The organism is Aeromonas sp. FDAARGOS 1411, from assembly GCF_019047125.1.
GTDB classification, from domain to species: domain Bacteria; phylum Pseudomonadota; class Gammaproteobacteria; order Enterobacterales; family Aeromonadaceae; genus Aeromonas; species Aeromonas veronii.
This window is the reverse complement of sequence record NZ_CP077214.1, coordinates 2170688-2195822: the sequence shown is the minus strand read 5'-3', so window position 1 is coordinate 2195822 and position 25135 is coordinate 2170688. Positions and strand designations below refer to the sequence as shown.

At 60.8% G+C, this 25135-nt stretch carries 21 protein-coding genes; 13 read left to right on the top strand and 8 right to left on the bottom strand.

Annotated features, from left to right (window positions below; genetic code table 11):
- Nucleotides 1-14: 14 nt before the first annotated feature.
- The gene (locus I6L41_RS09685) at nt 15-359 is read left to right on the top strand and encodes a hypothetical protein (protein ID WP_005350469.1); all 345 of its coding nucleotides are present in this window, start codon (nt 15-17) and stop codon (nt 357-359) included.
- Nucleotides 360-368: 9 nt separating this feature from the next.
- On the opposite strand, the gene I6L41_RS09680 is transcribed toward I6L41_RS09685, so the two are convergent.
- Nucleotides 369-1181, bottom strand: a complete 813-nt coding sequence (locus tag I6L41_RS09680) for a HAMP domain-containing protein (RefSeq protein ID WP_005350472.1) — start codon at nt 1179-1181, stop codon at nt 369-371.
- Between the two features lie 176 nt (nt 1182-1357).
- Complete coding sequence (bioA, locus tag I6L41_RS09675; protein WP_216963658.1) at nt 1358-2632, bottom strand: adenosylmethionine--8-amino-7-oxononanoate transaminase; 1275 nt, start codon at nt 2630-2632, stop codon at nt 1358-1360.
- A gap of 193 nt (nt 2633-2825) precedes the next feature.
- On the opposite strand from bioA, the gene bioB reads away from it, so the two are divergent.
- The 5 genes from bioB to htpX all read left to right on the top strand — a co-directional run bounded on the left by bioB (nt 2826) and on the right by htpX (nt 7638).
- Complete coding sequence (gene bioB, locus I6L41_RS09670; RefSeq protein WP_005344369.1) at nt 2826-3914, top strand: biotin synthase BioB; 1089 nt, start codon at nt 2826-2828, stop codon at nt 3912-3914.
- A complete protein-coding gene (bioF, locus tag I6L41_RS09665; RefSeq protein WP_216963655.1) occupies nt 3911-5107 on the top strand; it encodes an 8-amino-7-oxononanoate synthase in 1197 nt (398 codons plus the stop codon). The genes bioB and bioF overlap by 4 nt, the downstream gene beginning before the upstream one ends.
- Entirely contained in the window at nt 5100-5915 is an 816-nt protein-coding gene (gene bioC / locus I6L41_RS09660; RefSeq protein WP_201908464.1) for a malonyl-ACP O-methyltransferase BioC, read from the top strand. Before bioF ends, bioC begins: the two co-directional genes overlap by 8 nt.
- Nucleotides 5916-5974: 59 nt before the next feature.
- The gene (gene bioD, locus I6L41_RS09655) at nt 5975-6652 is read left to right on the top strand and encodes a dethiobiotin synthase (RefSeq protein ID WP_216963650.1); all 678 of its coding nucleotides are present in this window, start codon (nt 5975-5977) and stop codon (nt 6650-6652) included.
- A 113-nt stretch (nt 6653-6765) separates the two neighbouring features.
- Complete coding sequence (htpX, locus tag I6L41_RS09650; RefSeq protein ID WP_005337890.1) at nt 6766-7638, top strand: protease HtpX; 873 nt, start codon at nt 6766-6768, stop codon at nt 7636-7638.
- A 77-nt stretch (nt 7639-7715) separates the two neighbouring features.
- Here htpX and I6L41_RS09645 read toward each other — a convergent pair whose 3' ends face one another.
- Both I6L41_RS09645 and I6L41_RS09640 read right to left on the bottom strand, forming a co-directional pair.
- Nucleotides 7716-9428, bottom strand: coding sequence for a methyl-accepting chemotaxis protein (locus tag I6L41_RS09645; protein ID WP_021231121.1), 1713 nt, complete (start codon nt 9426-9428; stop codon nt 7716-7718).
- A 222-nt stretch (nt 9429-9650) separates the two neighbouring features.
- Nucleotides 9651-11453: an MOSC N-terminal beta barrel domain-containing protein gene (locus I6L41_RS09640; RefSeq protein WP_254203414.1), complete on the bottom strand. Its 1803-nt coding sequence runs from the start codon at nt 11451-11453 to the stop codon at nt 9651-9653.
- Between the two features lie 125 nt (nt 11454-11578).
- Here I6L41_RS09640 and I6L41_RS09635 point away from each other — a divergent pair, with 125 nt between their 5' ends.
- From I6L41_RS09635 to yciA, 6 genes are all read left to right on the top strand, one after another.
- Nucleotides 11579-12331 carry an ABC transporter substrate-binding protein gene (locus tag I6L41_RS09635; protein ID WP_216963642.1) on the top strand — a complete coding sequence of 251 codons (753 nt, stop codon included), beginning with the start codon at nt 11579-11581 and terminating at the stop codon, nt 12329-12331.
- A 176-nt stretch (nt 12332-12507) separates the two neighbouring features.
- On the top strand, nt 12508-14154 hold the full coding sequence (locus I6L41_RS09630; RefSeq protein WP_043851318.1) for an NAD(P)-binding protein: 1647 nt from the start codon (nt 12508-12510) through the stop codon (nt 14152-14154).
- Entirely contained in the window at nt 14151-17726 is a 3576-nt protein-coding gene (gene nifJ, locus I6L41_RS09625) for a pyruvate:ferredoxin (flavodoxin) oxidoreductase (protein ID WP_216963639.1), read from the top strand. The genes I6L41_RS09630 and nifJ overlap by 4 nt, the downstream gene beginning before the upstream one ends.
- Before the next feature lie 232 nt (nt 17727-17958).
- Entirely contained in the window at nt 17959-18609 is a 651-nt protein-coding gene (locus I6L41_RS09620; protein WP_216963636.1) for a hypothetical protein, read from the top strand.
- A 223-nt stretch (nt 18610-18832) separates the two neighbouring features.
- Nucleotides 18833-19681, top strand: a complete 849-nt coding sequence (locus I6L41_RS09615) for an NAD-dependent epimerase/dehydratase family protein (RefSeq protein ID WP_216963633.1) — start codon at nt 18833-18835, stop codon at nt 19679-19681.
- Between the two features lie 59 nt (nt 19682-19740).
- Nucleotides 19741-20145: an acyl-CoA thioester hydrolase YciA gene (gene yciA / locus I6L41_RS09610; RefSeq protein ID WP_005337875.1), complete on the top strand. Its 405-nt coding sequence runs from the start codon at nt 19741-19743 to the stop codon at nt 20143-20145.
- Here yciA and I6L41_RS09605 read toward each other — a convergent pair whose 3' ends face one another.
- Nucleotides 20146-20370 carry a hypothetical protein gene (locus I6L41_RS09605; RefSeq protein ID WP_005344394.1) on the bottom strand — a complete coding sequence of 75 codons (225 nt, stop codon included), beginning with the start codon at nt 20368-20370 and terminating at the stop codon, nt 20146-20148. It abuts the gene before it with no gap.
- A 107-nt stretch (nt 20371-20477) separates the two neighbouring features.
- On the opposite strand from I6L41_RS09605, the gene I6L41_RS09600 reads away from it, so the two are divergent.
- Nucleotides 20478-21323, top strand: coding sequence for an endonuclease/exonuclease/phosphatase family protein (locus I6L41_RS09600; protein ID WP_005350508.1), 846 nt, complete (start codon nt 20478-20480; stop codon nt 21321-21323).
- 102 nt (nt 21324-21425) lie between these two features.
- Here I6L41_RS09600 and I6L41_RS09595 read toward each other — a convergent pair whose 3' ends face one another.
- The 3 genes from I6L41_RS09595 to I6L41_RS09585 form a co-directional block, all read right to left on the bottom strand.
- Entirely contained in the window at nt 21426-21722 is a 297-nt protein-coding gene (locus tag I6L41_RS09595; protein ID WP_224970215.1) for a GrxA family glutaredoxin, read from the bottom strand.
- Nucleotides 21723-21816: 94 nt separating this feature from the next.
- Nucleotides 21817-23253, bottom strand: a complete 1437-nt coding sequence (gene dacB, locus I6L41_RS09590; RefSeq protein WP_204379555.1) for a D-alanyl-D-alanine carboxypeptidase/D-alanyl-D-alanine-endopeptidase — start codon at nt 23251-23253, stop codon at nt 21817-21819.
- A gap of 112 nt (nt 23254-23365) precedes the next feature.
- Nucleotides 23366-25126 carry a DEAD/DEAH box helicase gene (locus I6L41_RS09585; protein WP_216963630.1) on the bottom strand — a complete coding sequence of 587 codons (1761 nt, stop codon included), beginning with the start codon at nt 25124-25126 and terminating at the stop codon, nt 23366-23368.
- Nucleotides 25127-25135 lie beyond the last annotated feature (9 nt).

Here is a 25135-nt window from a genome sequence, read left to right as displayed (position 1 = left end):
CGCAGGAGAGGTGGGTGAAAGATCGGCGGCATGGGCCAGATTGGCTGACACGGGTGTTGCAGGGGCTGGTGATGCTCTGCTGGGGCGGCTTTATCGTGCTGCTTTCCCTTTACCACTATGCCCGGCCCGAAATTGCCTACGGTTTTCTGGTCTATGGCGGGATCGAGGTGCGCGATTATTGGGACCCGTCCCTTACCCCCTGGCTGGTCTACGGGCTCTGGAGCTGTTGCGCCCTGACGCTGGCGGTGTTGCTGCTGGAGCGCAAGCGCAGCCGCCGTCAGGATGACTCCCGGCATGTCAATCTGGCCATCCTGCTATTGGTGCTGATCGCCAGCTTGCTCTTCTACTACGTCGGTTAAGCGCCCGCCTCAGCGGGGCTGATCCGGCTCCTGCCTGCTGGCCTTGGTGCGCTTGCCGAGCTGGCGCTCCACGCTGTCGAGCATCTGGTTGTAGGCCACCGCCACCCGGCCAATCTCGTCGCCGTCATCCCCCTCCAGCCGGTGTCCGAAGTCGTGCAAGTCAGTCGCCTCTTCCATGGAGCGGGTCAACTGGTTGAGAGGGCGCACGATCCAGGTGCGGATGACCCAGAGGGTCAGCAGCAGTCCCATCCCGAAGATGCCGGTGAGAATGAGCGCCGAGGTGAGAATATTCTGCTCGACCCGGGTAAACAGCGAATCGAGGGAGTAGTCAAAGCGCACCGCCCCTAACACAGTGTTCTCCGGCACCAGATGACAGCTGGTGCAGTCGGTGCCGCGAAAATCCTTCTTGGCCAGCAGCGGTCGGGTGACCACCAGACGGCTGTGCATGCCATTGTGCACCACCTCCAGGCTCCCTTTGCCCGCCAGTGCCAGCTCATCAAACTCATCTTTTACCTGTTCTGTCTCCCGTCCCGGCCCGAACTGTTTGCTCACCGCGTCGCCACGGACGATGCGGGCATCCTCCACATGGGCATGGTCGAGAAATTTGCCGCGCAGGGTATCGCGGGCATCCATCTTGCCGGTCAGCATCAGCATGTTGAGGCCATCGAAATAGGCTTCGGTCTGCTCGCGGCTCTGCTCCTTGATGAGGGTCAGGATGAGATCGCGCTCGCGCACCGCCTGATAGGCTGCGGAGAAGACCAGTACCATGGAGAAGATGAAGAGCAGGAAAAAGTTGATTTTGGCAGCAATGGAGAGGCGCATGAGCAGTCTTTCTTGATGGTAAAACCGCAGCAGTTTACCCCTCTTGGGGCCTCAGGTCTGGTGTTTTGCTCACATTACGGCAAGTGAAAGCGCACGGAAGTGGATAAAGTTGCCCTCTTTATATATCAAATGCCGGTAGCCAAACGGGCGGCAGCGATGGCCGCCCGCTGCATGCCTTAAAACTCGCCTTCGGTGATGGCCTGACGGATGGCGCCGGTCAATACCCGTAACTCTTCAGGGGTGATGACGAAGGGGGGCATCAGGTAGACCAGCTTGCCGAAGGGGCGGATCCAGGCGCCCAGTTCGACAAACTTGCGCTGGATGCGCGCCACATCCACCCGCTCTTTCATCTCCACCACCCCGATGGCGCCGAGCACCCGCACATCCGCGACCGCCGGGTGCAGGGTCAGCTCCACCAGCTCGGTACGCAGCTGATGCTCGATGGCGCGCACCCGCTCCTGCCACGGTGAGGCCAGCAGCAGATCGATAGAGGCGTTGGCCACCGCGCAGGCGAGGGGATTGCCCATAAAGGTGGGGCCGTGCATAAAGACGCCCGCCTTGCCGTCACAGATGGTGCGGGCGACATGCTCGGTGGTCAGGGTCGCCGAGAGGGTGAGGTAGCCGCCGGTGAGCGCCTTGCCCAGACACATGATGTCGGGGCTGATCCCCGCCCAGTCGCAGGCAAACAGCTGACCGGTACGGCCAAAGCCGGTGGCGATCTCGTCGGCAATCAGCAGCACGCCGAACTCGTCGCACAGGGCGCGCACCCACTGCAGGTAGCGGGGGTGATAGAAGCGCATGCCGCCAGCGCCCTGCACTATGGGCTCAAGCACGATGGCGGCGATCTCTTCGTGATGATCCGCCATGAGTGTGGCCAGCTCCACCACGCACTGCTCGTCCCACTCGGCGTAGAAGCGACAGCTGGGTGCTTCGACAAAATAGTGTTCCGGCAGGAATCCCTTGTAGAGCTCATGCATGCCGCCATCGGGATCGCAGACGCTCATGGCGCCAAAGGTGTCGCCGTGATAGCCGCTGCGCAGGGCGACAAATTTGGCTCTGGGCGTCCCCTTGGCGTGCCAGTACTGCTGCGCCATCTTGAGCGCCACTTCCACTGCCACCGAGCCGGAATCGGCCAGAAATACCCGATCAAGCCCCTTCGGAGTGATCTCCACCAGCTTGCGGCAGAGCTCGACCGCCGGGGCGTGGGTGAGGCCGCCAAACATCACGTGGGACATCTTGCCGAGCTGGGCGGTGGCGGCAGCATCCAGCTCCGGCACCTGATACCCGTGCACGCAAGCCCACCAGGAGCTCATGCCATCCACCAGTTTGCGGCCATCGCTGAGGGTGATGGTCACCCCTTTGGCGCTGGCCACTTCATAGCAGGGTAGGGGGTGAGTGAGGGAGGTATAGGGGTGCCAGATGTGATGCAGGTCGAATTCTTGATTGGTCATTTGTTGTTCTGTTGTCAATTGGTTTGATCTGGTCGGTGTTGACAGTCTACGCGTGCTCTCTACACTAGCCAACAATTTCAGCCACTTGGCACTGCGCATCACCCTGAGCGCACAGGCCAGGCGGCGGGTTTTGTGGCCGTCCATCCCGAGATGGCGGGCGCAGGATCCCACTAATAACAACCGGAAGCCATGTATGAATGCTCTCACCGCGGGCGGTCACGCCCTTCGTCATGACTGGACCCTCGCCGAGGTTCAGGCCCTGTTTGCCCTGCCGTTCAACGATCTGCTGTTTCAGGCCCAGACCGTCCACCGCGCCCACTTTGACCCGAATGAAGTGCAGGTGAGTACTTTGCTCTCCATCAAGACCGGCGCCTGCCCGGAAGATTGCAAATACTGCCCCCAGAGCGCCCGTTACCACACCGGGCTCGAGGCCGAGCGGCTGATGGAGGTGGAGAAGGTGCTGGAGCGGGCCCGTGAAGCCAAGGCCAACGGCTCGTCACGCTTTTGCATGGGGGCCGCCTGGCGCAACCCCAAAGAGAAGGACATGCCCTACATCATCCGGATGATTGAGGAGGTGCGCGGGCTGGGGATGGAGACCTGCATGACGCTAGGGATGCTCACCGCCGATCAGGCGGCACGTCTTGGCGCTGCGGGGCTCGATTACTACAACCACAACCTCGATACATCGCCGGAGTTTTACGGCGAGATCATCTCCACCCGCACCTATCAGGACAGGCTCGATACCCTGGAGCATGTGCGCAGCGCCGGGATGAAGGTGTGCTCCGGCGGTATCGTCGGCATGGGCGAGCAGGCCAAAGACCGTGCGGGCCTCTTGATGGCGCTCGCCAACCTGCCGCGGCACCCGGAGAGTGTGCCCATCAACATGCTGGTCAAGGTGAAGGGAACGCCGCTGGAGGATCAGGAGAACCTCGATCCGTTCGAATTTATCCGCACCATCGCCGTGGCACGGATCATGATGCCCGCCTCCCATGTGCGCCTCTCAGCCGGGCGGGAGAAGATGAATGAGCAGATGCAGGCCATGTGTTTTATGGCCGGGGCCAACTCCATTTTCTATGGCTGCAAGTTGCTGACCACCCCCAACCCGGACGAAAACAGCGATATGCAGCTGTTCAAGCGGCTCGGCATTCGCCCTGCCCAGCGGGCCCAGAAGCCGGATCAGGTTCAAGAAGAGGAACTGCTGGCCGAGGTGAGTCGCCAGAGCGAGCCTGCCGAGATGTTTTATGACGCCACCCGCCCCCGTGCAGGGGCTGCGCGGTCATGAACGGCCCTGCAGTAACGGGCCCCTTTGTGTTGGGCACGGCTCTGGCCGAGCGCGAGCAGGTGGGTCTGCTGCGCAACCGCATCGCGACCGACGGGGCGAGTGGCGGGCGGCTCAAGGTTGCGGGGCGCGACTACCTCAACTTTTCCGCCAACGACTATCTGGGACTGGCGGATCACGGCGCCATCAAGACCGCCTTCAACGCGGGGATTGAGCGTTATGGCACGGGCTCCGGCGCCTCGCCACTGGTGACTGGTTACAGTCATGCTCACCAAGAGCTTGAGGAGACTCTGGCCGAGTGGCTCGGAGTGGAGGCGGTGCTGCTGTTCAACTGCGGTTTTTCCGCCAATCAGGCGGTGCTCAAAGCGCTGCTCGGCAAGGAACATCTGCTGTGGCAGGACAAACTCAACCACGCCTCTTTGCAGGAGATGGGCAGCCAGCTCCCTTGCAAGATGAAGCGTTTTGCCCACAACGATATGGCGGCCCTTGAACGGCAGCTTGAACCAAATCGCGGGCTCATCGTCTCGGAGGGGGTGTTCAGCATGGACGGGGATCAGGGCCCTTGGCGCGATCTCGCAACCCTCGCCGCCCAAAGCGGCAACTGGCTGATGATCGACGATGCCCACGGTCTCGGCGTGCTGGGACCCGAGGGGCGTGGCACGCTGGCGGCGCAGGGGGTTAACCCTGCCAGCGTACACATCCAGATGGGCACTTTTGGCAAGGCGCTCGGGGTTGCCGGTGCCTTTGTCGGCGGCAGTCGCGAACTGGTGGAGTATCTGGTCAACTTCGCCCGCCACTATGTCTACAGCACCCATATGCCCGCCGCGCAGACTTACGCGGTCAGCAAGAGCATCGAACTGGTGCGCGCGGCTGATGAGTCCCGCGCCCATCTTGGCCAGCTGATCGCTCGCTTCCGGCAAGGGGCAAAGGATCAGGGTTGGCAGCTTGGCGCGAGCGATACCCCGATCCAGCCGCTGCTGGTGGGGGAGAGCAGTGTTGCCCTGCAACTGGCAGAACGGCTGCGGGAACGCGGCGTCTGGGTGAGCGCCATCCGTCCGCCCACGGTGCCAGTCGGTACAGCCCGGCTGCGCGTCACCCTGAGTGCGGCTCACCGCGAGCAGGATGTGGATCGCCTGCTCGATGCCTTGGGTGTCTGCCCTGCAGTTACAACGCTTGGGGAGGCTCACTATGGCTGAGCGTTTTCAAACGGTCGACAAGGCGCAGCTTGCTCGCCGTTTTGGCGCCGCCGCTCGTCATTACGATGCCCACGCCCGCTTTCAACAGGAGGTGGGTCAGGCGCTGTTGGAATGGATGCCAGACAGGCTGGTTGGCACTGACCTGACGGTGAGCGGGCTGGATCTGGGCTGTGGCACCGGCTTTTTCTTGCCCCAACTGGCGAACCGTTGTCACCAGCTGGTGGGGCTGGATCTCGCCCCCGGCATGCTGGCGCAGGCCGCCTTGCGTGGCAGCAGTGCTCGCCTGCTCTGCGGCGATGCGGAGCAGCTTCCTTTCGCCGATAACACGTTCGACTGGGTTTTCTCCAGTCTGGCGTTGCAGTGGTGCGAGCGTCCGGCCCAGGCTTTCGGCGAGCTGCTGCGGGTGGTCAAACCGGGCGGCCAGATCTTTTTCTCGACCCTGCTCGATGAGTCGCTCTGGCAGTTGCGAGCCGCTTGGCAGCAGCTTGATGGTCGCGCCCATGTCAATCGCTTCCTCAGCCTGCCACAATTGGAGCTGGCGCTGGCGAGCGCCGGGGTATCTGCTCCCGAGCTGCGTGGTATCACCTGGGATCTCGCCTATCTTGAATTGCCGCAGTTGTTGCGCGATCTCAAGGGGATTGGGGCTAATCAGGTCAATGACAATCAGGGGAGTGCCGCCCCGGCCGGTCTGAGCGGTCGCGCCAGATTGCAGCAGCTGGCGCAGGCATATGAGGCGTTTCGCCAGCCCGATGGCAGGCTGGTCGCCAGTTATCGGGTGTGCCTCGGTCGCCTCAGCAAGCCTCGTTGAGCGCCGGGAATCGCAGTGTGTGCAGGGTAGTCAATGGGCCCAGCCAAGGAGAGAACCGTATGAAATCATTCTTTATCACCGGCACCGATACCGATGTTGGCAAGACGCTGGTGGCGCGCACCCTGCTGCGCGAATTTAGCGCACAGGGAATCAAGTGTGCGGGTTACAAGCCGGTATCGGCCGGATGTGCCCGCACTCCGGACGGGCTGCGCAACCTGGATGCCGTCCTGTTGCAGGAGGCGGCGAGTCTGCCGCTGCCCTATGAGGTGGTCAATCCGTTCGCCTATGAGCCGCCGATTGCGCCCCACATTGCCGCCAGCGAGGCGCGCCAGCCTATCACCATGCAGGGGTTGAGCGAGGGGCTACGCAAGATTGAACAGGCCGGGGCCGAACTGGCGGTAGTGGAAGGGGCAGGGGGCTGGTATTTGCCGCTCGATCGCAAGCATCTGCTGTCGGACTGGGTCAAGCAGGAGAACATGGCGGTGATCATGGTGGTGGGGGCCAAGCTGGGTTGCCTCAACCATGCGCTGCTCACCTTTGCCGCCATTCGCAATGATCAGCTGCCGGTGGTGGGGTGGGTAATTAATCGGCTCCATGGTTCCATGAGCCATTATCAGGAAAATCTGGACACCCTGAGGGGCTTGCTGCCAGCCCCCTTCCTTGGCGAAATTCCGTTTATAAACAATCCGCTTGAAGCCGATTTGCAGGGGCGTCTTGATATCTCGCCGCTACTTTGACGGCATATTCAGCGAACATTCATCGAATCTCCCTAGAATGTCGACATTAACATGATCAGGTGGGGATCCCGAGTGATCCCCGGTCATGTCCCTTATCTTCACAAGGAGTTTATATGAAGCGAATTATGCTATTCCTAGTGACCAACCTGGCCGTCATGCTGGTGCTGGGGGTGGTACTCAATATCCTGTTCTCGGTTCTGGGGATCAACAAGTCCAGCATTTCCGGGCTGTTGGTGTTCTGTGCCGTGTTCGGTTTTGGGGGTTCCTTTATCTCCTTGCTGATGTCCAAGTGGATGGCCAAGCGCAGCTATGGCGTCCAGGTCATCGAGCAACCCCGTAACGAGACCGAGCACTGGCTGGTGAGTACTGTGGCCCGTCAGGCCCGCGAAGCGGGTATCAAGATGCCGGAAGTGGGGATCTACGACTCTCCCGAGATGAACGCCTTTGCAACCGGCGCCCGCCGCGATGATTCGCTGGTGGCGGTCTCCTCCGGCCTGCTCTACAGCATGAGCCGTGACGAGGCGGAAGCGGTACTGGCCCACGAGGTTAGCCACGTGGCCAATGGCGATATGGTGACCCTGACCCTGATCCAGGGTGTAGTGAACACCTTCGTGATGTTCTTCGCCCGGATCGTGGCTGGCGTGATCAGCAACTTCTTCAGCTCCAACAACGAGGAAGAGAGCAGCAGCACCGGCGGTTTTGCCTACATGATCACCGTGTTCGTGCTGGAGATGCTGTTCGGTATTCTGGCCTCCATCATCGTCATGTGGTTCAGCCGTCAGCGCGAGTTCCGTGCCGATGCAGGTGCCGCCAAGCTGGCCGGTCGCGACAAGATGATTGCCGCCCTTGAGCGCCTCTCCCGCGGTGCCGAGCCGCAGCTGGAAGGCTCCATGATGGCCTTTGGCATCAACGGCAAGCGCTCCATGAGCGAGCTGTTCATGAGCCACCCGCCCATCGAGCAGCGTATCGCCGCCCTGCGTGGTTGATAGATACTGAATGACGGGAGATGACCCCGAATAAAAAACGGCTGCCTTCGGGCAGCCGTTTTGCTTTTCAGCGTTCTTTAAAGCTTGAAGTGTCCCATCTCCTGGCGCAGTACCCGTGACAGCTGCTTGAGCTTGGCCGCCTCTTGCGACACGTGACGGGCGGCATCCCCCGATTGCTCGGAGAGGGAGGTGATGTTGCCGACGGTCGAGACCACCTCGTTGGCGGCGGTGGACTGCTCGCGCAGGGTGTGGCTGATCTCCCCCATCAAGCCGGTGAGGTTGGAGGCGTGGCTCTGGATGCTGGCGATCGCCTCGCCGGTCTGGTTGGCCAGCGTGACCCCGCGAGAGACGTTGTTGACCGTATTTTCCATGCTGCGGATGGAGGCATCCGCCCCGCTCTGGATCTTGCTGATCATCCCGGTGATCTGCTGGGTTGAGGCCGCCGAGCGGCTGGCCAGATTGCGCACCTCGTCGGCCACCACCGCAAAGCCGCGACCCTGTTCACCGGCCCGCGCCGCCTCGATGGCCGCGTTGAGAGCCAGCAGGTTGGTCTGATCGGCGATGCCGCGGATCACCCCGATGATCTCCGAAATCTGCTGGGTATGGCCGTTGAGCTCGGAGATGGTGCTGGCTGCATCCCCCACCGTGGTGGAGATATTCTCGATGCTGCCAAGCGTCTCTTTAATGACCCCTGACCCCTCCTCCAGGGTATTGGCGGAGACCTTGCTCAGCTCGTCGGCATGGGTGGCGTTGTCGGAGAGGTGGCTGATGCTCACTACCAGCTCCTCGATGGCGGCGGCCATGGTCTGGGTGCTGGTTTGCTGATCGGTGGCAAACTGGGCAGTCTGCTCGGCGATCTGGGCGATGCTGTCGGCAGAGTGGGACAGCTCCTCGGTGGAGTGGGAGACCTTGGCGATGATCCCTTTGAGGGTGGTCTGCATGCCGCCGAGCAGGCCGATCAGGCTCTCTTTCGATCCTGGCGGCACCTTGATGGGGCGCGAGAAGTCCCCTTCCGCCATCATATGGAGATCTGTCTTGAGCTGTTCGACCGAGGTGCCCACCAGATCGAGCAGGGAGCGATAGGTGCGCCAGAGGAAGAACATCAACACCAGACCGAGGGCGATAAAGAGATAGCGCAGCATGTCGGTATTGGCGATGGCGCTCTCGACTGCCTCATGGTTGCGCTGCTCCATCATCACGTAGAAGTCATCGATGGGGGACATGATGCGCCCCTTGTTCTGGTGATAGGCCTTGTCATGCATCATGGCGATGGCTTTTTGCTGGTTGGCAACCGGATCGCCATCGCTCTGCTGAACCAGCTTGAAGGCGGCGACCTCGGTGTTGACCAGCGCATCCGAGTTGTTTTTGGCCTCGTTGAGTTTGGCGAGTTCGCCGTCGGTGAAACCGGCATCCTTCATCAGGTCGATCAGGCCACGGCGAACATTGCTGTCGGGACGGGGATTCTGGCCGTTGGCGGCGACAAAGTCCCAGTAGATACGGTTGTAGCCATCCGGTCTCGGCTGTTCGCCGTTGCGAATGGCCAGGATCCGCATGTACTGCTGTTCGTAGGCTGGATCCTTGGTGATGACATAGGTGCGCCCGAGTCGTGTCAGATCATCGGAGGATTGGCGCAGTTCGTCGGCCAGCAGGTAGGAGACATATTGTTGTCGATAACTCTCTTCCAGTTGTTTACCCGCCCAGCTGTAGGCGAAAAACACCAGTGACAGCAGGATCAGGGTGATGACGGATAGCAGCAGGTTAAGCTGAAAGGCGGGCTTGTTCTGTTCCATGGTATGGGCGTCCTTTCCCTATGGCTGAGTGTCGTATGGAGCATCGCCAAGTCAATGGCTGGCAAGGCTTTTTGCTCTGAGAGTATAGGAAGGGAAACTCACTGATGAAGGCCGTGGGGACAAATTAAGGGCGGATCAGGTGAACAAGTGTGGATAAAGATGACCGGGGTCAATTCCCCGGTCATCTGGGGTGGCGTGAGTTAATGCGGCCCGATCACCCGATCATAGGATTTCAAGGTCGGTGAGCGGCACGGCGCAGCAGGCAAGGATCTTGCCCTCGGCCCGCTCGGCGGCGGTGATGGCGGGGGCGTCGGGGTGATCCACCTCGCCCGAGATCAGCGTCTGTTTGCAACTGCCGCAGATGCCGGCGCGGCAGCTCCATGGCAGCTCTACACCTTGCTTGTTGGCCTGATCCAGCACAGTGCCCTGATTGTTGCCGGTAAAGGCTTGGGGGCCGATACGCAGTTGAACCGCCTGATGGGGGCGGGCCACCGAGAGAATGGCGCCGCCAAAACTCTCCTGTTTGATCCGTGCGGCCGGAACGCCGAGGGCTGCAACTCTGGCAGCAGCATCGGCCATAAAGCCGTGGGGGCCGCAGATAAAGACTTCTTTTTCGGCCAGCCCTTTGATCCGTTGCAGATGCTCATCGCTGAGTCGCCCTTGCAGTCCCTGCCAGTGATTGTCCGGCTGGCTCAGGATCAGGGTGAGGGTCATCCCCTGTTGCGCCATGGCATGCAGTTCGCTAGCGGCGGGAATGTCCGCTTCGCTGCGGCACTGGTGCATAAAGTGAACCTCTTCCAGCTCCCCGCGAAGGGCCAGGGTGCGGGCTATCGCCAGCATGGGGGTGACGCCGGAGCCTGCGGAGAGCAACAGCAGGTTGCGCTCGGACCCTAAGTGAAACTCGCCAGCGGGGTTGGCGGCCAGCAGCCGGTCGCCCATCTGCAACTGCTGGTGCAGCCAGTGGGAGATGCGGCCACCCTCCACCTTTTTGACGCTGATGCTGTAACGCTCCGGGTGATCCGGCGTGGAGCCCAGGGTATAGCGGCGCAGGATCCGCTCGTTTTTGATATCGAGGCTGATGGGCAGATGCTGGCCCGGCAGGTAGTCGGGCAGGGGCTCGCCATCGGCGGCTTCGAACCAGAAGGTCTCCAGATCCCGCGCCAGCGGTTCGCGGGCCACGCAGACCAGCTCCCGCTTCTTCGGTGCGGCGGCGGGATAGACCACCGGACGGGTACGCTCCAGCACTTCTATCTCGCTGCCAGCCTCAATCCACCCCTCGTTCAGGGCGATCAGATTCTGGCCGAAGTAGACCTCGCCATCCTCGCCACGGCGGTAGCGGGTGAGGGTGGCCAGCGGCTCTTTCAGGGCGTTGAAACGATTGGTGCCCGCTTCCACCGTGGTCATGATGCAGCGGCTGCAGGGCTTGACCACTTTAAATTCCACTTCGCCGATGCGGATGCGCACCCAGCTGTCCTCCTCGAAGGGCTGGGTATTGCTTGCCACCAGATTGGTGCGGAACTGGCTCATCTGGTGCAGCGCATCGGAGCGCAGATTGAGGTCTTCCAGAGAGGCCTGGCTTATCAGCAGCAGCGGATAACCGTCGGCAAAGCTGACCCGGGTGCCGGTCTTCTCGCGAAAGCGATCAGAGGTTTCACCCAACCAGAGCAGCTGCACCGTTTCCCCAGCCACCCGGCTCAGCCACTCATCGGCGTTGGGGTCGGTGTGCAGGGCGGTGAAACGGTCGCTCCAGACTCCGGTAGCTTGCGGGGCGCGGCTGAAGTCGACCTCTTGCAGGGTGAGCGGTTCAAAGCCCGGATAGCGCAGTTGCAAGCCACCTTCGATGGGGGTAGCCACGACCTGTTGCAGTTGGGGATGGGTTCGGGCGGTGATAAAGGTGCCGTCCGGTTTGACCACCATGTAGCGGCGATCCCCTGCCAGTCCCTCTTCGGTCACCCGGGCGCGAGCCAGCGGCATACCTGCAGTCGATTTGATGGGGTAGAGGTGAATGCTGTCTAGCCTGGGCATCTTCATATCCTTGTGACGCGGCGCGTTCGCCTGGAAAAAGGGGAACATAACGGTTCCCCGGCGATCCGGCAATCCTTTCAAGGGGGCGGTCTATAGTTGGGAAAACAGAACAAGAGGGCATAGGGATGAAAATATGCTGGTTGCTGGCGGGGAGCCTTTTTTGCCACGGGCTCTGGGCGCAGGAGCTGACCTTGACCACGGGGGAGTATCCCCCTTACTGCTCCGAGACGCTGAAATATCAGGGGCTTATCCCTCATGTGGTGAGCGAGGCATTCAAGAGTGAAGGGGTAAGCGTCAAGTTCCAGTTTCTTCCCTGGAAGCGGGCCTTTCGCTTGTCGGAGGAGGGGGTGGTGGATGGCACTGTCCACTGGTATGAGTCGAGCGAGCGGCGCAAAACCCATCTCTACAGCGATCCCATCCTGAGCGAAACCTACGTCTGGTTCTATCTCAAGTCCGATCCGCTGGAATGGCGTGGCTATCAGGATCTGGCGGATCGCAAGCTGGCTGCGGTCAGCGGCTATACCTACAATGCAGATTTTTTTGCAGCCATCGCGCAGGTGCCGCTGCAGGTGCAGTTTGTCACCCGGCTGCGCCAGAGCTTTGATCTGCTGCTCTCTGGCCGCGCCGACCTGACCCTGGAGAACATAGATGTCGGCTACTACTCCCTGCGTCAGTTCTACCCGGCCAGCACGGTCGATCTCTTTGCAACCCATTCAAAACCCGTGATGAAAGTTGAGGGTCACCTGCTGATCAGCCGCAAGCGTGCCAACGCTGACGAATTGATCAAAACCTTCAATCGGGGGCTCGCCAAACTGAAAGCCAGCGGTCAGCTGGAGAAGATGTTACTTGAGTCACGTTCTGGTCTCTATGAACCATAAAGTGCAACATTTTTTGATCCTGATTCGCTAATCAGTACAAAAAAGCGGCCATTATCGACTCAGTTCCCAGTTTCTAACGCTTTCGCTTCTTCCCCATCCGGCCACCGTCCGCTTCGGCTACACGGTATCAAGCGCCATCGGGTGGGGCCTGTCACACAAAAAGAAGAAAGCAATGTATGAGCAAACAACTGGACATGACCCCATTGCCGGATCTCTCCCTGAAAACGGGAACAGGCCCGGTGCGTACTCGGCTACCCGTTTGGCGGCCGGCCCTGCCACCCTGCAATCACGCCTGCCCGGCCGGAGAAAATATCCAGGCTTGGCTCTCTTTGGCGCAGGCCGGTCGTTTTGAGGCGGCCTGGCAGACTCTGATCGAAGAGAACCCCTTGCCCGCCATTCATGGCCGGGTCTGCTATCACCCCTGCGAGAGCGCCTGCAACCGCGGTCAGGTGGATGAATCCGTCTCTATCCACGCCATCGAGCGTTTCCTCGGCGACGAGGCGCTGGCCCGTGGCTGGCAGCCTGCGCCACCCGCGCCCGCCAGCGGCAAGAAGGTGCTGGTCATTGGCGCGGGTCCCTCCGGCCTCTCCTGCGCCTGGCACCTCAACCGGCTCGGTCATCAGGTGGAGATCCGTGAAGCGGGGCCGCTGGCGGGCGGCATGCTGCGCTTTGGTATTCCCGCTTACCGTCTGCCTCGCGATGTGCTGGATCGGGAGGTGGCCCGCATCGTAGCGGCCGGGGTGACCCTGACCCTCAACCACAAGGTGGAGGATGTGCTGCGCGAGCGCGACGAGGGGGGCTTTGACGCCGTCTTTATGGCCATTGGCGCCCATCTGGCCAAGCGGGTCGATATTCCGGCCCGGGAAGCGGGCAAGATCCTCGATGCGGTGAGTTTCCTCGAACAGGCCAGTCTGGCCGAAGAGAAAGGTTTGCCGCCGCCCAAACTGGGGCGGCGGGTGGCCATCTACGGTGGCGGCAACACCGCCATGGACGCGGCCCGCACCGCTCGTCGCCTCGGTGTTGAAGAGGCGATGATCATCTATCGCCGCGACCGCGACCATATGCCGGCCCACGCCTTCGAAGCCGACGAGGCCGAGGAGGAGGGGATCAAGATCAACTGGCTGCGCACCATCCGCCAGCTCGATAGCACCAGCATCGAAGTGGAGGTGATGGCGCTGGATGCCGAGGGTAAACCGGTGCCCACTGGCAAGTTTGAAACCCTCGAAGCGGACTCCCTTATTCTGGCGCTCGGTCAGGAGGTCGACCTCTCGGTGCTGGAGAGCATTCCCGGCGTGCGGGTCAACAAGGAGGGGGTGGTGCAGGTTGGTGAGAACCTGATGACGGATGTGCCGGGTCTGTTTGCCGGTGGCGATATGGTGCCCTCCGAGCGCACCGTTACCATCGCCACCGGTCACGGCAAGAAGGCGGCACGCCATATGGATGCCTGGCTGCGTGGTCGCCACTATCACAAACCGCTCTCCTACCCGCTGGTGGGGCCGGAGCAGTTGCAGCTCTGGTTCCAGACCCATGCCCCTGCCAGCAGTCAGCCGGTCAAACCGCCCTCGGCGCGGGACGACTTTGGCGAGATCATCGGCGGGCTGGATGAGGTGGCCGCCCGTTACGAGGCGGCGCGCTGCTACTCCTGCGGCAACTGCTTCGAGTGTGACGGCTGCTACGGCAGCTGCCCCGAGCAGGCCATCGCCAAGTTGGGGCCGGGTCTGGGGTATCAGGTGGATGCCGAGCGCTGCACCGGCTGCGGTGCCTGCCACGACCAATGCCCTTGTCACGCCATCGAGCTGCGCCAACCGGAGGAGTCCCAATGAAACATGAACTGATCATGGTTGACGGCAACGAAGCCGCGGCCCGGGTGGCGTATCAGCTGAGCGAAGTGTGTGCCATCTACCCCATTACCCCGAGCTCGACCATGGCCGAACTGGCCGACGCCTGGGCGGCGGAGGGGCAGACCAACCTGTGGGGCAACATCCCCACCGTGGTAGAGATGCAGAGTGAAGGGGGGGCGGCCGGTACGGTACACGGCGCCCTGCAGGCGGGGGCGCTCGCCACCACCTTCACTGCCAGTCAGGGGCTGATGCTTATGCTGCCCAACATGTACAAGATCGCCGGTGAATTGACCTCGGCGGTGTTCCATGTGGCGGCCCGCTCGCTGGCGGCGCAGGGGCTGTCGATCTTTGGCGACCATCAGGACGTGATGGCAGCGCGCAGCACCGGCTTTGCCATGCTCGCCTCCGGCTCGGTGCAGGAGGCGCAGGACCTGGCCTTGGTTGCCCATAGCGTCACCTTGCAGTGCCGGGTGCCCTTTATCCACTTCTTCGACGGCTTTCGCACCTCCCACGAGGTGAACAAGATCACCGCCCTGCATCGGGATGAAATTCGGGCCCTTATCGACAACGACTGGGTGCGGGCTCACCGTGCGCGGGCGCTCAACCCGGATCATCCAGTGATGCGCGGCACAGCCCAGAACCCGGATACCTACTTCCAGTCCCGCGAGAGCGTCAACCCCTTCTACGAAGCGGTACCGGCGCGGGTGCAGCAGTGCATGGACAATCTCGGCGAGCTGACCGGTCGTCACTACCGGCTGGTGGAGTATCATGGCGCGCCCGATGCCACCGACGTCATCGTGCTGATGGGCTCGGGAGCGGCCACCGCCCGCACGACTGTGGATTGGCTCAATCGGCAGGATCGCAAGACAGGGGTAATGGTCATTCGCCTCTATCGCCCCTTCCCGGTACAGGCGCTGCTCGATGCGCTACCGCATAGCGTGCGGCGCATGGCGGTGCTGGATCGCACCAAGGAGCCGGGGGCGGGGGGCGAGCCGCTGCTGCTGGATGTGCAGAGCGCCCTGATCGACGGCTTGCAGCGCGGCCTTATCAAGCGGTTGCCGTGGCTCAGTGGCGGCCGTTACGGCCTCTCGTCCAAAGAGTTCACCCCGGCCATGTGCGCGGCGGTGTTCGAGGAGCTGGCATCCGATGCGCCGCGCCCGCGCTTTACCGTGGGGATAGTGGATGATGTGTCGGGCCTCAGTCTGGCCTGGCACCCCATCGGCGATCTGGAGCCCGCCAGCCGGGTACGGGCACTCTTCTTCGGCCTTGGTGCCGACGGCACCGTGGGTGCCAACAAGAACAGCATCAAGATCATCGGCGAGCTGGAGGGGTTCCACGCCCAGGGCTACTTCGTCTACGACTCCAAGAAGTCGGGCTCGCGCACCGTCTCCCACCTGCGCTTTGGCCCCGAGCCCATCGACGCCCCCTGGCTTATCGAGCAGGCGAGCTTTATCGGTTGCCACCAATGGGGCTTTGTCGAGTCGGTGGACCTGCTGGAACATGCCGCGGAAGGGGCGACCCTGTTGATTAATGCCCCCTATGAGGCGGACAAGGTGTGGGGTCAGCTGCCCGAGCGGCTGCGGGCCCGTATTCGCGCCCTCAATATCCAGCTCTACTGCATCGATGGGGATCGGGTGGCCGAGCAAAACGGCATGGGCAATCGTATCAACACCATTATGCAGACCTGCTTCTTCGCGCTGGCCGGAGTCTTGCCGCGGGATGAGGCGATTGCGCTGATCAAGGAGAGCATCGAGAAGAGTTATGCCCGCAAGGGACCCGAGGTGGTGGCGCGCAACTTCGCGGCGGTGGACGATACCCTGGCTCACCTCTGCAAGGTGGCGATCCCGGCCGGTGACGAGCAGATCAGCGACTATCCGCTGCCACTGGCGCCGGGTGGCAGCGAGTTTGTCCAGCGGGTCACAGGCGAGATGCTGGCGGGGCGCGGCGATCTGATCCCTGTCTCCATGCTGCCGGTGGATGGTACTTACCCCACTGCCACCAGCCGCTTCGAGAAGCGGGATATCGCCCGCGAGATCCCGATCTGGCACTCCGATATCTGCATCCAGTGCGGTAACTGCGTCTTTGTCTGCCCCCACGCGGCGCTGCGGGCCAAGTTCTACCATCAGGACTGGCTGGCGACCGCCCCCGAGGCTGCACAGTCGGTGCCCGTCACCGCCAAGGGCTTCCCCGACAGCCGCTATACCTTGCAGCTCTATCCGGAGGATTGCACCGGCTGCGGCCAGTGCGTGCAGGCCTGTCCGGTACGGGCCGGGGCCGATGAGGAGCACGAGGGCGAACGTGCCATCACCATGATGGATAAGGCGCCCCATCTGGCTGGCCAGAAACAGGCGCTGCGCTGGTTCGAGAGTCTGCCGTGGCCTGCCCGCGAGCGGGTGGACTTCTCCACGGTGCGCGGTGCCCAGTTCCTCGAACCCCTGTTCGAGTTCTCCGGTGCCTGCGCGGGTTGTGGCGAGACCCCGTATCTCAAGCTGCTGACCCAGCTGTTTGGTGACCGCATGCTGGTGGCCAACGCCACCGGTTGCTCCTCCATCTATGGCGGCAACCTGCCGACCACGCCGTGGGCCAAGAACGCGGAAGGGAAGGGGCCGGCCTGGTCCAACTCCCTGTTTGAGGACAACGCCGAGTTCGGCTTTGGTTTTCGTCTCACCGCCGATCAGCATCACGGTCAGGCGGTGGCGGCCTTGCAGGCGATGAAGGGGGAGCTGGGCGCAGAGCTGGTCGATACCCTGATTAGCGCCCCGCAGCGGCTGGAGTCGGAGATCCGCGCCCAGCGCACCCGGGTGGCACAAGTGCGCGAGCGGTTGGAGGAGGTGAAATCCGGCAAGGCCCGCGAGCTGCTGTCGCTTATCGATCAGCTGGTGCGCCGCTCGGTCTGGATCATCGGCGGCGATGGCTGGGCCTATGACATCGGCTCGGCGGGGCTCGATCATGTGCTCGCCTCCGGCCGCGATGTGAACGTGCTGGTGATGGATACCGAGGTCTACTCCAACACTGGCGGCCAGATGTCGAAATCGACCCCGCTTGGCGCCGTCGCCAAGTTCGCGGCGGGGGGCAAGACGCTGGCCAAGAAGGATGTGGCGTTGCAGGCCATCTCCTACGGCAACGTCTATGTTGCCCGCATCGCCTTTGGTGCCAATCCGCAGCAGGCGCTGCAAGCCTTGCGTGAGGCCGAAGCCTATCCGGGCCCGTCGCTGATCATCGCCTACAGCCACTGTATCGCTCACGGCATCGACATGGAGTTTGGCCTGACCCAGCAAAAACGCGCCGTGGCCTCCGGTCACTGGCCGCTGATGCGCTACAACCCGGTATTGCGCAGCGCGGGGCAGAACCCCTTCAGCCTCGACAGCCTGCGTCCCTCCATTCCCCTTGCTACATACCGCCAAGAGGAGACCCGTTATCGGGTGCTGGCCCAGAGCCATCCGGAGGAGGCCGAACGGCTGATGCAGGTGGCGCAAAAAGTGGCGTGGCAGAAGTGGGCCACCTACGAGGAGATGGCCACCCGCGAGGCCAGCCATTTCCATCCGCTGGTGTGAGGATGGGCGAGTGAAATATAACCAAGCGGGCCAATGGCCCGCTTTTTGTATCGGGAGACTATTGGATGTCACTACTCACTATCTGATAGCAACTACAGGCGTTGTGTTGGTGAAATGAAAAATGATGTGTTGATATGTTATGAGAAGCTGGGCAGGATATATGACATATTTATGTGTGACATAATAGTTTTTGTATGTTGAATATTCCGCTTTGCTTTATTCTGGAGGTAATTTGAGATTTGTAAGTTACATGATGGTGTTTTTATTTGGCGTTGTTATAGATGCTACAGATTATCAGTCTCTAGTAAAGGAAGTAAAATGGACTGATATTATTGCTGCTCTCGCTACCGTCGTGACAGCAATTATCGTATACATAACTTATTCAAGATGGCTCGACTCAAAGAAAAGAGAAGATGCCTATCAGACATCGAAGAACTATATATCATGTTTGGTAGATATATCAGAGTTGCTTGATGAGATAATGTCTCCATTTGAGCAATGTGTTCCACAGGCTGGTGGTATACCGATTAAATGTGAACAGAGTAATTCATTATTAGCCAATAGCAATGATGCTCTTTATAAGCTCATAGCAAAGGCTAAAACATTAGCAAGAACAAAATCAGAGTTGAGCTTTTGGGAGGTAAGTTTGGTTCCAGAATTTGAAAAAAACCATGAGAGAATACTACAAGAAGTATCTGATGTTTTTGTTGTCGCGGGTGCACTTCAAAGCCAAGTGTATTGGTATTACAATGTTGATCAGAGTAAGCAAGATAGTATGTTTGATGAGTTTTCCAAGTTAAAAGCCAGAGTGATAAATGCTAAAAAGCTATTGGGGTTGAGATATAGTCGAAAATACGCAGACTTTTTTGTTCACGAAAAATAGATTTAGCTATGTGCAACCGATATTTTTTGTTGTAAATATATTGGGCGGCTCAGTATTCATAAGACGTGTAGATAATAAGGAACCTTATGCAAGGAATGCTTCTAAAACATGGCACAATCTATCACCACTTTAGCGTAATCATCCTATCTACAGCATTAGGCTTCCTTTTCCGACCAAGGCAGGTAAGCTGCGGGGCAAATAGCGTCAAGCAGGAGAAGGGACGATGACAGAACAACATATCGCCGGGACGATCGGCATTCTGGGGGCGGGGTGGCTGGGGCTGCCGCTGGCGCGGGCCCTGCTGGCGGCAGGCAAGCCGGTGGCGGTGACGGTCAGCAGCGCCGAGAAGGCGGCCCGTCTGCAGGGGGAGGGGCTCAACGCCTATCCGCTGACCATCTCTGCCAACATGGGCTCTGCCGAGATGTCCGTTGCTGATCAACAAGCGCCGTGGCCCATCCCCTGCGAGAGTCTGGTTATCTGCGTACCGCCCAGCAAGACCGATGACTATCCGCAGGCGGTGGCAAGGGCCTGCGCGTTGGCCAAAGCGAATGGCACCCGGCGGGTGCTGTTTGTCAGCGCCACCTCGGTATGGGGCGCGGGGCAGCAGGAGGGGGAACTGCCCAAACCGCGCCATGCCCGTGGTGAGCGGATGCTGGCGGCGGAGCAGGCGGTGCTGGCGGCCGGTTTCGAGTCGGTGATGATAGTGCGCCCCTCCGGCCTTTATGGCCCGGATCGCCATCCCGGTCGTTTCCTGGCGGGCAAGACGCTGGATGGCGGCGCCCAGTCGGTCAATCTGGTCCATCTGGACGATGTGGTGGCGGCTTGCATGCTGCTGCTGGAGCGGGGCAAGGACGGGGATGTGTTCAACCTGAGCGCGCCGGTGCATCCGCGCCGCGAGCAGTTCTATCCCTTTGCGGCGCGCCAGCAGGGGCTGCCTGCGCCGGTCTTTATCGAGCCTGCCGGTGAATTTCAGCCCATCGACGGTCAGCTGATTTGCCAGCAGATGGGATTCAACTATCGCTGGCCCGATCCGGCCCACTGGTTTGCCGAGCTTGCCGCCTCGGGCAATTGAGGTTTGCCAAGGGGGTGATCGCCCCCTATCATGCCGCCATCCATGAGAGAGAGGCGGTAATGATGGTAGATACAAAACGTCACCCCGATGGGGAGTTGTTGCTGAGAACCCTGGCAATGCCAGCCGATACCAACCCCAATGGCGACATCTTTGGTGGCTGGATCATGTCCCAGATGGATATAGGTGGGGGCATTATGGCCAAGGAGCTGGCAAAAGGACGTATTTGTACCGTATCCGTCGAAGGCATGACCTTTCACAGTCCGGTCAAGGTGGGCGATGTGGTCTGCTGCTACGGCCGCTGCATGAAGATCGGCCGCAGCTCCATGAAGCTCAAGCTGGAGGTGTGGGTCAAGCCGGTACTGCGGGAAAACGATGCCCAGCGTTACTGCGTGACCGAGGGGATTTTCACCTATGTCGCCATCGACGAACAGGGCAAATCCCGCCCGGTTCCGGTGAGTGCCTGATTAAATCAGCCGGGCATTGATGATGGATATTTCCTGCTCAAGCCCGGTTTTTTGCCGTATCATGCGTTCCAGCATCTCTTCCGAGCCCACATATTGCAGGGTGTCAAATAGGCAGAGATCGCATTGAGGGTCCCGTCTTATCTGGTAGACGGTGGACAGCTCCACTTGATGACAATTTCCTTGTTGATCATAAAACGTCACGTTGTACCGAAGTTCTTTCGCCATGAGACAAGGTCCTTCTGGTTGGGTGGAACAGGGACTATCAGCTTAGTCGGCGTGGATGACGTTTGTGATGGTCGCAACAAAAAGCAAAGGCGGGCGGTTGTTAGCCAATGAAAAATAGTTATCGCATTCTTGGCACCTCCCTGCTGACCCTGGGGTTGGTAGGCTGTTTTGAAGTGCCGGATCAGAACCATCTGGTCACAGCTCAAGGGATTGTGCCGGGACTCGACTGCCAGCGTCCGCCGCTGGTAGCGTTGGCGACCACGGCGCTGCCCCGTGAATTCGGGGTGACGGTGTGGAATCTCTACAAGGGCCAGCGCAAAAACTGGCGCGAAGGGATGGACAGTTATGCCAAGGGGCAGGATCTGGTGCTGCTGCAAGAGTCGGCCACCCGTCCCGATATGCTCGACTGGCTGCGCGCCGGTGATTTCCAGTGGCAACAGCTGCAAGCCTTCACCCAGGGCGGCGTGTCGTTCGGGGTAATGACGGTGGCCAAGACCCCGCAGGCGTTCGTCTGTGGTGTGCGCTCCCCCGAGCCTTTGCTGCGCATCCCCAAATCCGGGTTGGTGAGCCTTTATCCGCTGCAGGGCGATCCTGACGGTGTGATGGTCATCAATATCCATGCGGTCAATTTCGAGCTGGGGATGGCGACCTTCCGCGAGCAGCTCAACGATCTGACTGCCTTGGTGCGTCGTCATCAGGGGCCGGTGATTCTGGCCGGTGATTTCAACACCTGGAGCGACAAGCGTCAGTTCTGGTTAAGCAAACTGGTGGACGAGCTGGGGCTGCAAGAGGCCGTGCCGGTGCCGGACTTGCGCCGCACCGCCTTCGGTCGCCCGCTGGATCACCTCTACTACCGCAATCTGGACCTGGTGGAGGTGAGTTCACCGGCGACCGATAGCTCCGATCACAACCCCATCATTGCGCGCTTTGCCGCCCAGTCTGTGACTCCCTGACAAGAGATGGTGCGAGTTCCGCTCATAAAAAATCCGGCGCCTGATGGCGCCGGATTTTTTATACGCTCTGGCGGTCAACCCGCTCGGGATGACCCGCAGGCATTACTGGTAGAGACCCAGATTCGCTTTGGCGTAGGCTTCGAAATCGGTGCAGCCACCGATGTGCTGCTCATCCAGGAAGATCTGCGGCACGGTATTGACCGGCTTGCCGGCGCTCTTGGCCAGATCTTCTTTGGTGATCCCTTCGGCATGGATATCCACGTAGCGGAATTTGAAGTCATCGCGCTGTTCGGTCAGCTGCTCGGCGATCTGTACGGCACGGACACAGTAGGGGCAACCCGGGCGACCAAAAATCACTGCAAACATATTTTCTCTCCGTTTTTTAAGCCGTTTTTGTATGGCCGTTGATATGAGGCAGGCAACAGCATAGCCCTGCCTCGTGGCGACTTGAAGCCGAAATTATCGATACCCTGATTCGAGTGGGCCTATTGGATCAGCTCTCATCGGCGATCTGGATAGGCTGCTGCTGATAGATGCTCTCCAGCACCCCCTTCTCGAATACGGTCCAGGGCCAAGGGGCCTTGCTGGCACGATAGCGCTCATGGGTGGCCGGATCTTGGGACAGACCGCGCTGGAACATCACGAACGCCTTGCGCTGGCCGCCTGCCGTGTCGATAAAGCCCACCAGATTGGAGGTGCCGGTGATGGTACCTGTCTTGGCATGGACCTTGTTCTTCATCATGGGGGCGGTGACGCTGCGGCGCCACGCCAGGGTGCCATCCACCTGCGAGCTTGGCAGCAGCTTGATCAGGCCAAGCTCGGCATCATTCTTCTGGATGAAGTTGAGCACCGACATCATCTGACGGGCGCTGATGAGATTGTGAGCTGAGAGACCGGAGCCATCGGCCAGAGTGGCATTGCCCAGATCGATGCCGTTCTTGGTCAGGATGGCGCGCACTGCCATGGTGCCGCTGCGATAGCTGCCCGGCTTGTTGTAGTAGTGACGGCCCACGGTTTTGAGGAAGGTATCGGCATAGAGGTTGTCCGATTTCTTCAGCATCTTGGCGAGCATCACCGGCAGGGAGACCGAGTAGTGGGTGCCGAGGGTCTCAGCCCCTTCAGGGGCCTTGTGGGTGACTCGCAGCAGGCCATCATGCTTGATACCGGCACGGTTCATCGCCCAGCGGATGTTGTCCCAACCCCAGGCTTCCACATCGTGAATGGCGAAACGCAGCCCCTGCGGCTCCTTGTTCGGGGTGATGCAGCCCTTGAGCTCGTAGAAGTTGCCCTTGGCCATGTCCACTTCCAGTGCGCAGAACTGGCGCGCCATGTCGCCATAGCTCATCACCTCCACGTTGTCGGCACCGATGCCGATGGGGACGCCGGTGGCCACGTTGCCGACCGCCGGTTTGCCAATCTGGGTGGCAGTGATGGTGCCGTAGGCGCAGTTCTTGTCGATGATGACCGAGGAGACGGGAGCGGCGAAGCAGAGGGTCTGATCCCCCCACGACCAGCCGTTGCCGCGCTCGTAGCCGTTGTAGGCGCCGGTGTTGACGTAGACATTGCCCTTGATGCTGGTGACGCCGAGTTGCTTGAACAGGGCCAGCAGATCCATGCGGGAGAGGGTGGGGTCGCCGACGAAGTTGATCCAGATATCGCCGTTGATGGTGTCACCCTGTTTGGCGCCCGGCTGGGCCTGAATGTCGGTGGCGAAGCGGAAGTCGGCACCCAGCTCGAGGCGGGCCGCCAGCGCGGTGAGCACCTTCATGGTGGAGGCGGGGGCGATCATCTGATCCGCATGGCGGGCGAACTCGACGCCGTTATTGCCCTGCACCATGATGGCGTACTGGCCACCCTGAGGGGGCGTCAGCGGGGCGGCGTGAGCCGCCAGAGAGAAAAGAGCACAAAAACCAATCAACAGCCGCTGCATAACATCCTCTAACGTGACGAAGGGCCCGGCAGTGGTGCCGCCCCTGATAATTCAACCCGCCGATGCGGGATCGACGGGATAACGCAATTCATGCCATGTATGCCGGTCGCCATCATGTAATCGAGTTGGCGGTACGATAGCGACCCTCATAATCAAAAATTTTCTCTTTTATCTGCCAGAAGCGACCCGATTTGCGGGCGATGACAAAATCCGGATGACGGAACTGGCTTTGCGCGGCCAGCACGCTCGCCAAGGTGGCAAATTCGGGCTCCAGCCCCGGTGCGGGCCAATGATGACGCACAAAGTGCTGTTGAAACAAGCGCCGTGCGCCCGGGGAGTGAAATCCGAAGTATTCACTGAGGGTCAACCCATCCTCATCGTGGTAGGTCACCTCCAGCCGCTCCCCCTGTTTGCCACGCCCGGCTGTGAGGGTTAGCCCCGCACAGCGGATCACCATGCAATCCTTGAGATTGAGCGCCTCTTTGAGCTTGTCGTCAGGGTCGACCAGCAGCTGATCGCAGCTCTGGCAGCGGCGGGCGGCGATGTCGTTCTCCGCGCCACAGCCGGGGCAGATCTTGGCGCGAAAGCGGTAGTCACACTCCTCGCGGTTGCCCTCGTCATCTTCAAACAGCCCCTGACAGCGGCGGCCGTAGTGCTCGATCACCTTGCCATCCTCGTCGGTCTTGCCCCAGAAGGTGTTGGCAAAACCGCAGGCGGGGCAGGGCACCTGTACCGGCTCGGTACCGGCATGGGGGCGAGGCTCCCCCACTTCGGGGGCGAACAGGTTGAAGTTGTTGCCCGCATAGTCGAGCACCAGACAATCGCTCTTGCCCGGCGAGAGACGCAGGCCCCGCCCGACGATCTGCTGGTAGAGGGAGACCGACTCAGTGGGGCGCAGCATCACGATAAGATCGACATGAGGGGCATCGAAACCGGTGGTGAGCACCGCTACGTTGACCAGAAACTTGAGCTCGCGCGCCTTGAAGGCGCTGATAAGGGCATCGCGCTCCGGCCCCGGCGTTTCGCCGGTGATAAGGGCTGCCTGCTCCCCTCTGGCGCTCAGCAGGCCGTGAATTTCGCGGGCATGTTCGACGGTGGCGGCGAAGATCATCACCCCCTGCCGGTCGGCGGCATACTCCAGCACTTGGCTCAGGATATGGGGGGTGACCCGCTGCTGGCGCTTGAGCTCTCCGTTGAGATCTGCCTCGCTAAAGAGGCCGTTCTCCCGTGCCACCAGCTTGCTGAAGTCGTAGTGGACTATGGGGGCATCCACCATGCGCGGCGGCGTCAGGTAGCCGTTTTTCACCATAAAACGCAAGGGCAGCTCGAACACGCAGTCGCCAAACAGCCGCTCGCCGTGGCTCTTGACCATGCCGTGGTAGTGGCGCCGGTAGATCCAGCCCAGCCCGAGCCGATAGGGGGTGGCGGTGAGGCCGAGGATCTTGAGGGCCGGATTGGCAGCCTTGAGATGGTCGATCACCTGATGGTACTGGCTGTCGTCATCGAGCGAGACCCGATGGCACTCGTCGATGATGAGCAGCGAAAACGCCCCGTCGAAGGCAGCCAGATTGCGCGCTACCGACTGCACCGAGCCAAACACCACCTGGGCGCTTGCCTCCTTGCGATCCAGACCGGCGGCGAAGATGTCGGCCTTGAGCCCCCACGCCTCGTACTTGGCGTGGTTCTGCTCCACCAGCTCCTTGACGTGGGCCAGCACCAGCACCCGACCGCGTGCCTTGCGGGCCAGCTCGGCGATCACCAGACTCTTGCCGGCCCCGGTGGGCAGCACCACCACGGCGGGATCCGGGTGTTTGCGAAAGTGGCTGATAACGGCGTTGACGGCGTCGGTCTGATAGGGTCTGAGAACGAACATGCAGGCTTG

Coding starts and splice junctions, on each gene's coding strand:
- I6L41_RS09680 (WP_005350472.1), bottom strand. CDS start 1,181: ATGCGCCTCTCCATTGCTGCCAAAATCAACTTTTTCCTGCTCTTCATC.
- bioA (WP_216963658.1), bottom strand. CDS start 2,632: ATGACCAATCAAGAATTCGACCTGCATCACATCTGGCACCCCTATACC.
- bioB (WP_005344369.1), top strand. CDS start 2,826: ATGAATGCTCTCACCGCGGGCGGTCACGCCCTTCGTCATGACTGGACC.
- bioF (WP_216963655.1), top strand. CDS start 3,911: ATGAACGGCCCTGCAGTAACGGGCCCCTTTGTGTTGGGCACGGCTCTG.
- bioC (WP_201908464.1), top strand. CDS start 5,100: ATGGCTGAGCGTTTTCAAACGGTCGACAAGGCGCAGCTTGCTCGCCGT.
- bioD (WP_216963650.1), top strand. CDS start 5,975: ATGAAATCATTCTTTATCACCGGCACCGATACCGATGTTGGCAAGACG.
- htpX (WP_005337890.1), top strand. CDS start 6,766: ATGAAGCGAATTATGCTATTCCTAGTGACCAACCTGGCCGTCATGCTG.
- I6L41_RS09645 (WP_021231121.1), bottom strand. CDS start 9,428: ATGGAACAGAACAAGCCCGCCTTTCAGCTTAACCTGCTGCTATCCGTC.
- I6L41_RS09640 (WP_254203414.1), bottom strand. CDS start 11,453: ATGCCCAGGCTAGACAGCATTCACCTCTACCCCATCAAATCGACTGCA.
- I6L41_RS09635 (WP_216963642.1), top strand. CDS start 11,579: ATGAAAATATGCTGGTTGCTGGCGGGGAGCCTTTTTTGCCACGGGCTC.
- I6L41_RS09630 (WP_043851318.1), top strand. CDS start 12,508: ATGAGCAAACAACTGGACATGACCCCATTGCCGGATCTCTCCCTGAAA.
- nifJ (WP_216963639.1), top strand. CDS start 14,151: ATGAAACATGAACTGATCATGGTTGACGGCAACGAAGCCGCGGCCCGG.
- I6L41_RS09615 (WP_216963633.1), top strand. CDS start 18,833: ATGACAGAACAACATATCGCCGGGACGATCGGCATTCTGGGGGCGGGG.
- yciA (WP_005337875.1), top strand. CDS start 19,741: ATGATGGTAGATACAAAACGTCACCCCGATGGGGAGTTGTTGCTGAGA.
- I6L41_RS09605 (WP_005344394.1), bottom strand. CDS start 20,370: ATGGCGAAAGAACTTCGGTACAACGTGACGTTTTATGATCAACAAGGA.
- I6L41_RS09600 (WP_005350508.1), top strand. CDS start 20,478: ATGAAAAATAGTTATCGCATTCTTGGCACCTCCCTGCTGACCCTGGGG.
- dacB (WP_204379555.1), bottom strand. CDS start 23,253: ATGCAGCGGCTGTTGATTGGTTTTTGTGCTCTTTTCTCTCTGGCGGCT.
- I6L41_RS09585 (WP_216963630.1), bottom strand. CDS start 25,126: ATGTTCGTTCTCAGACCCTATCAGACCGACGCCGTCAACGCCGTTATC.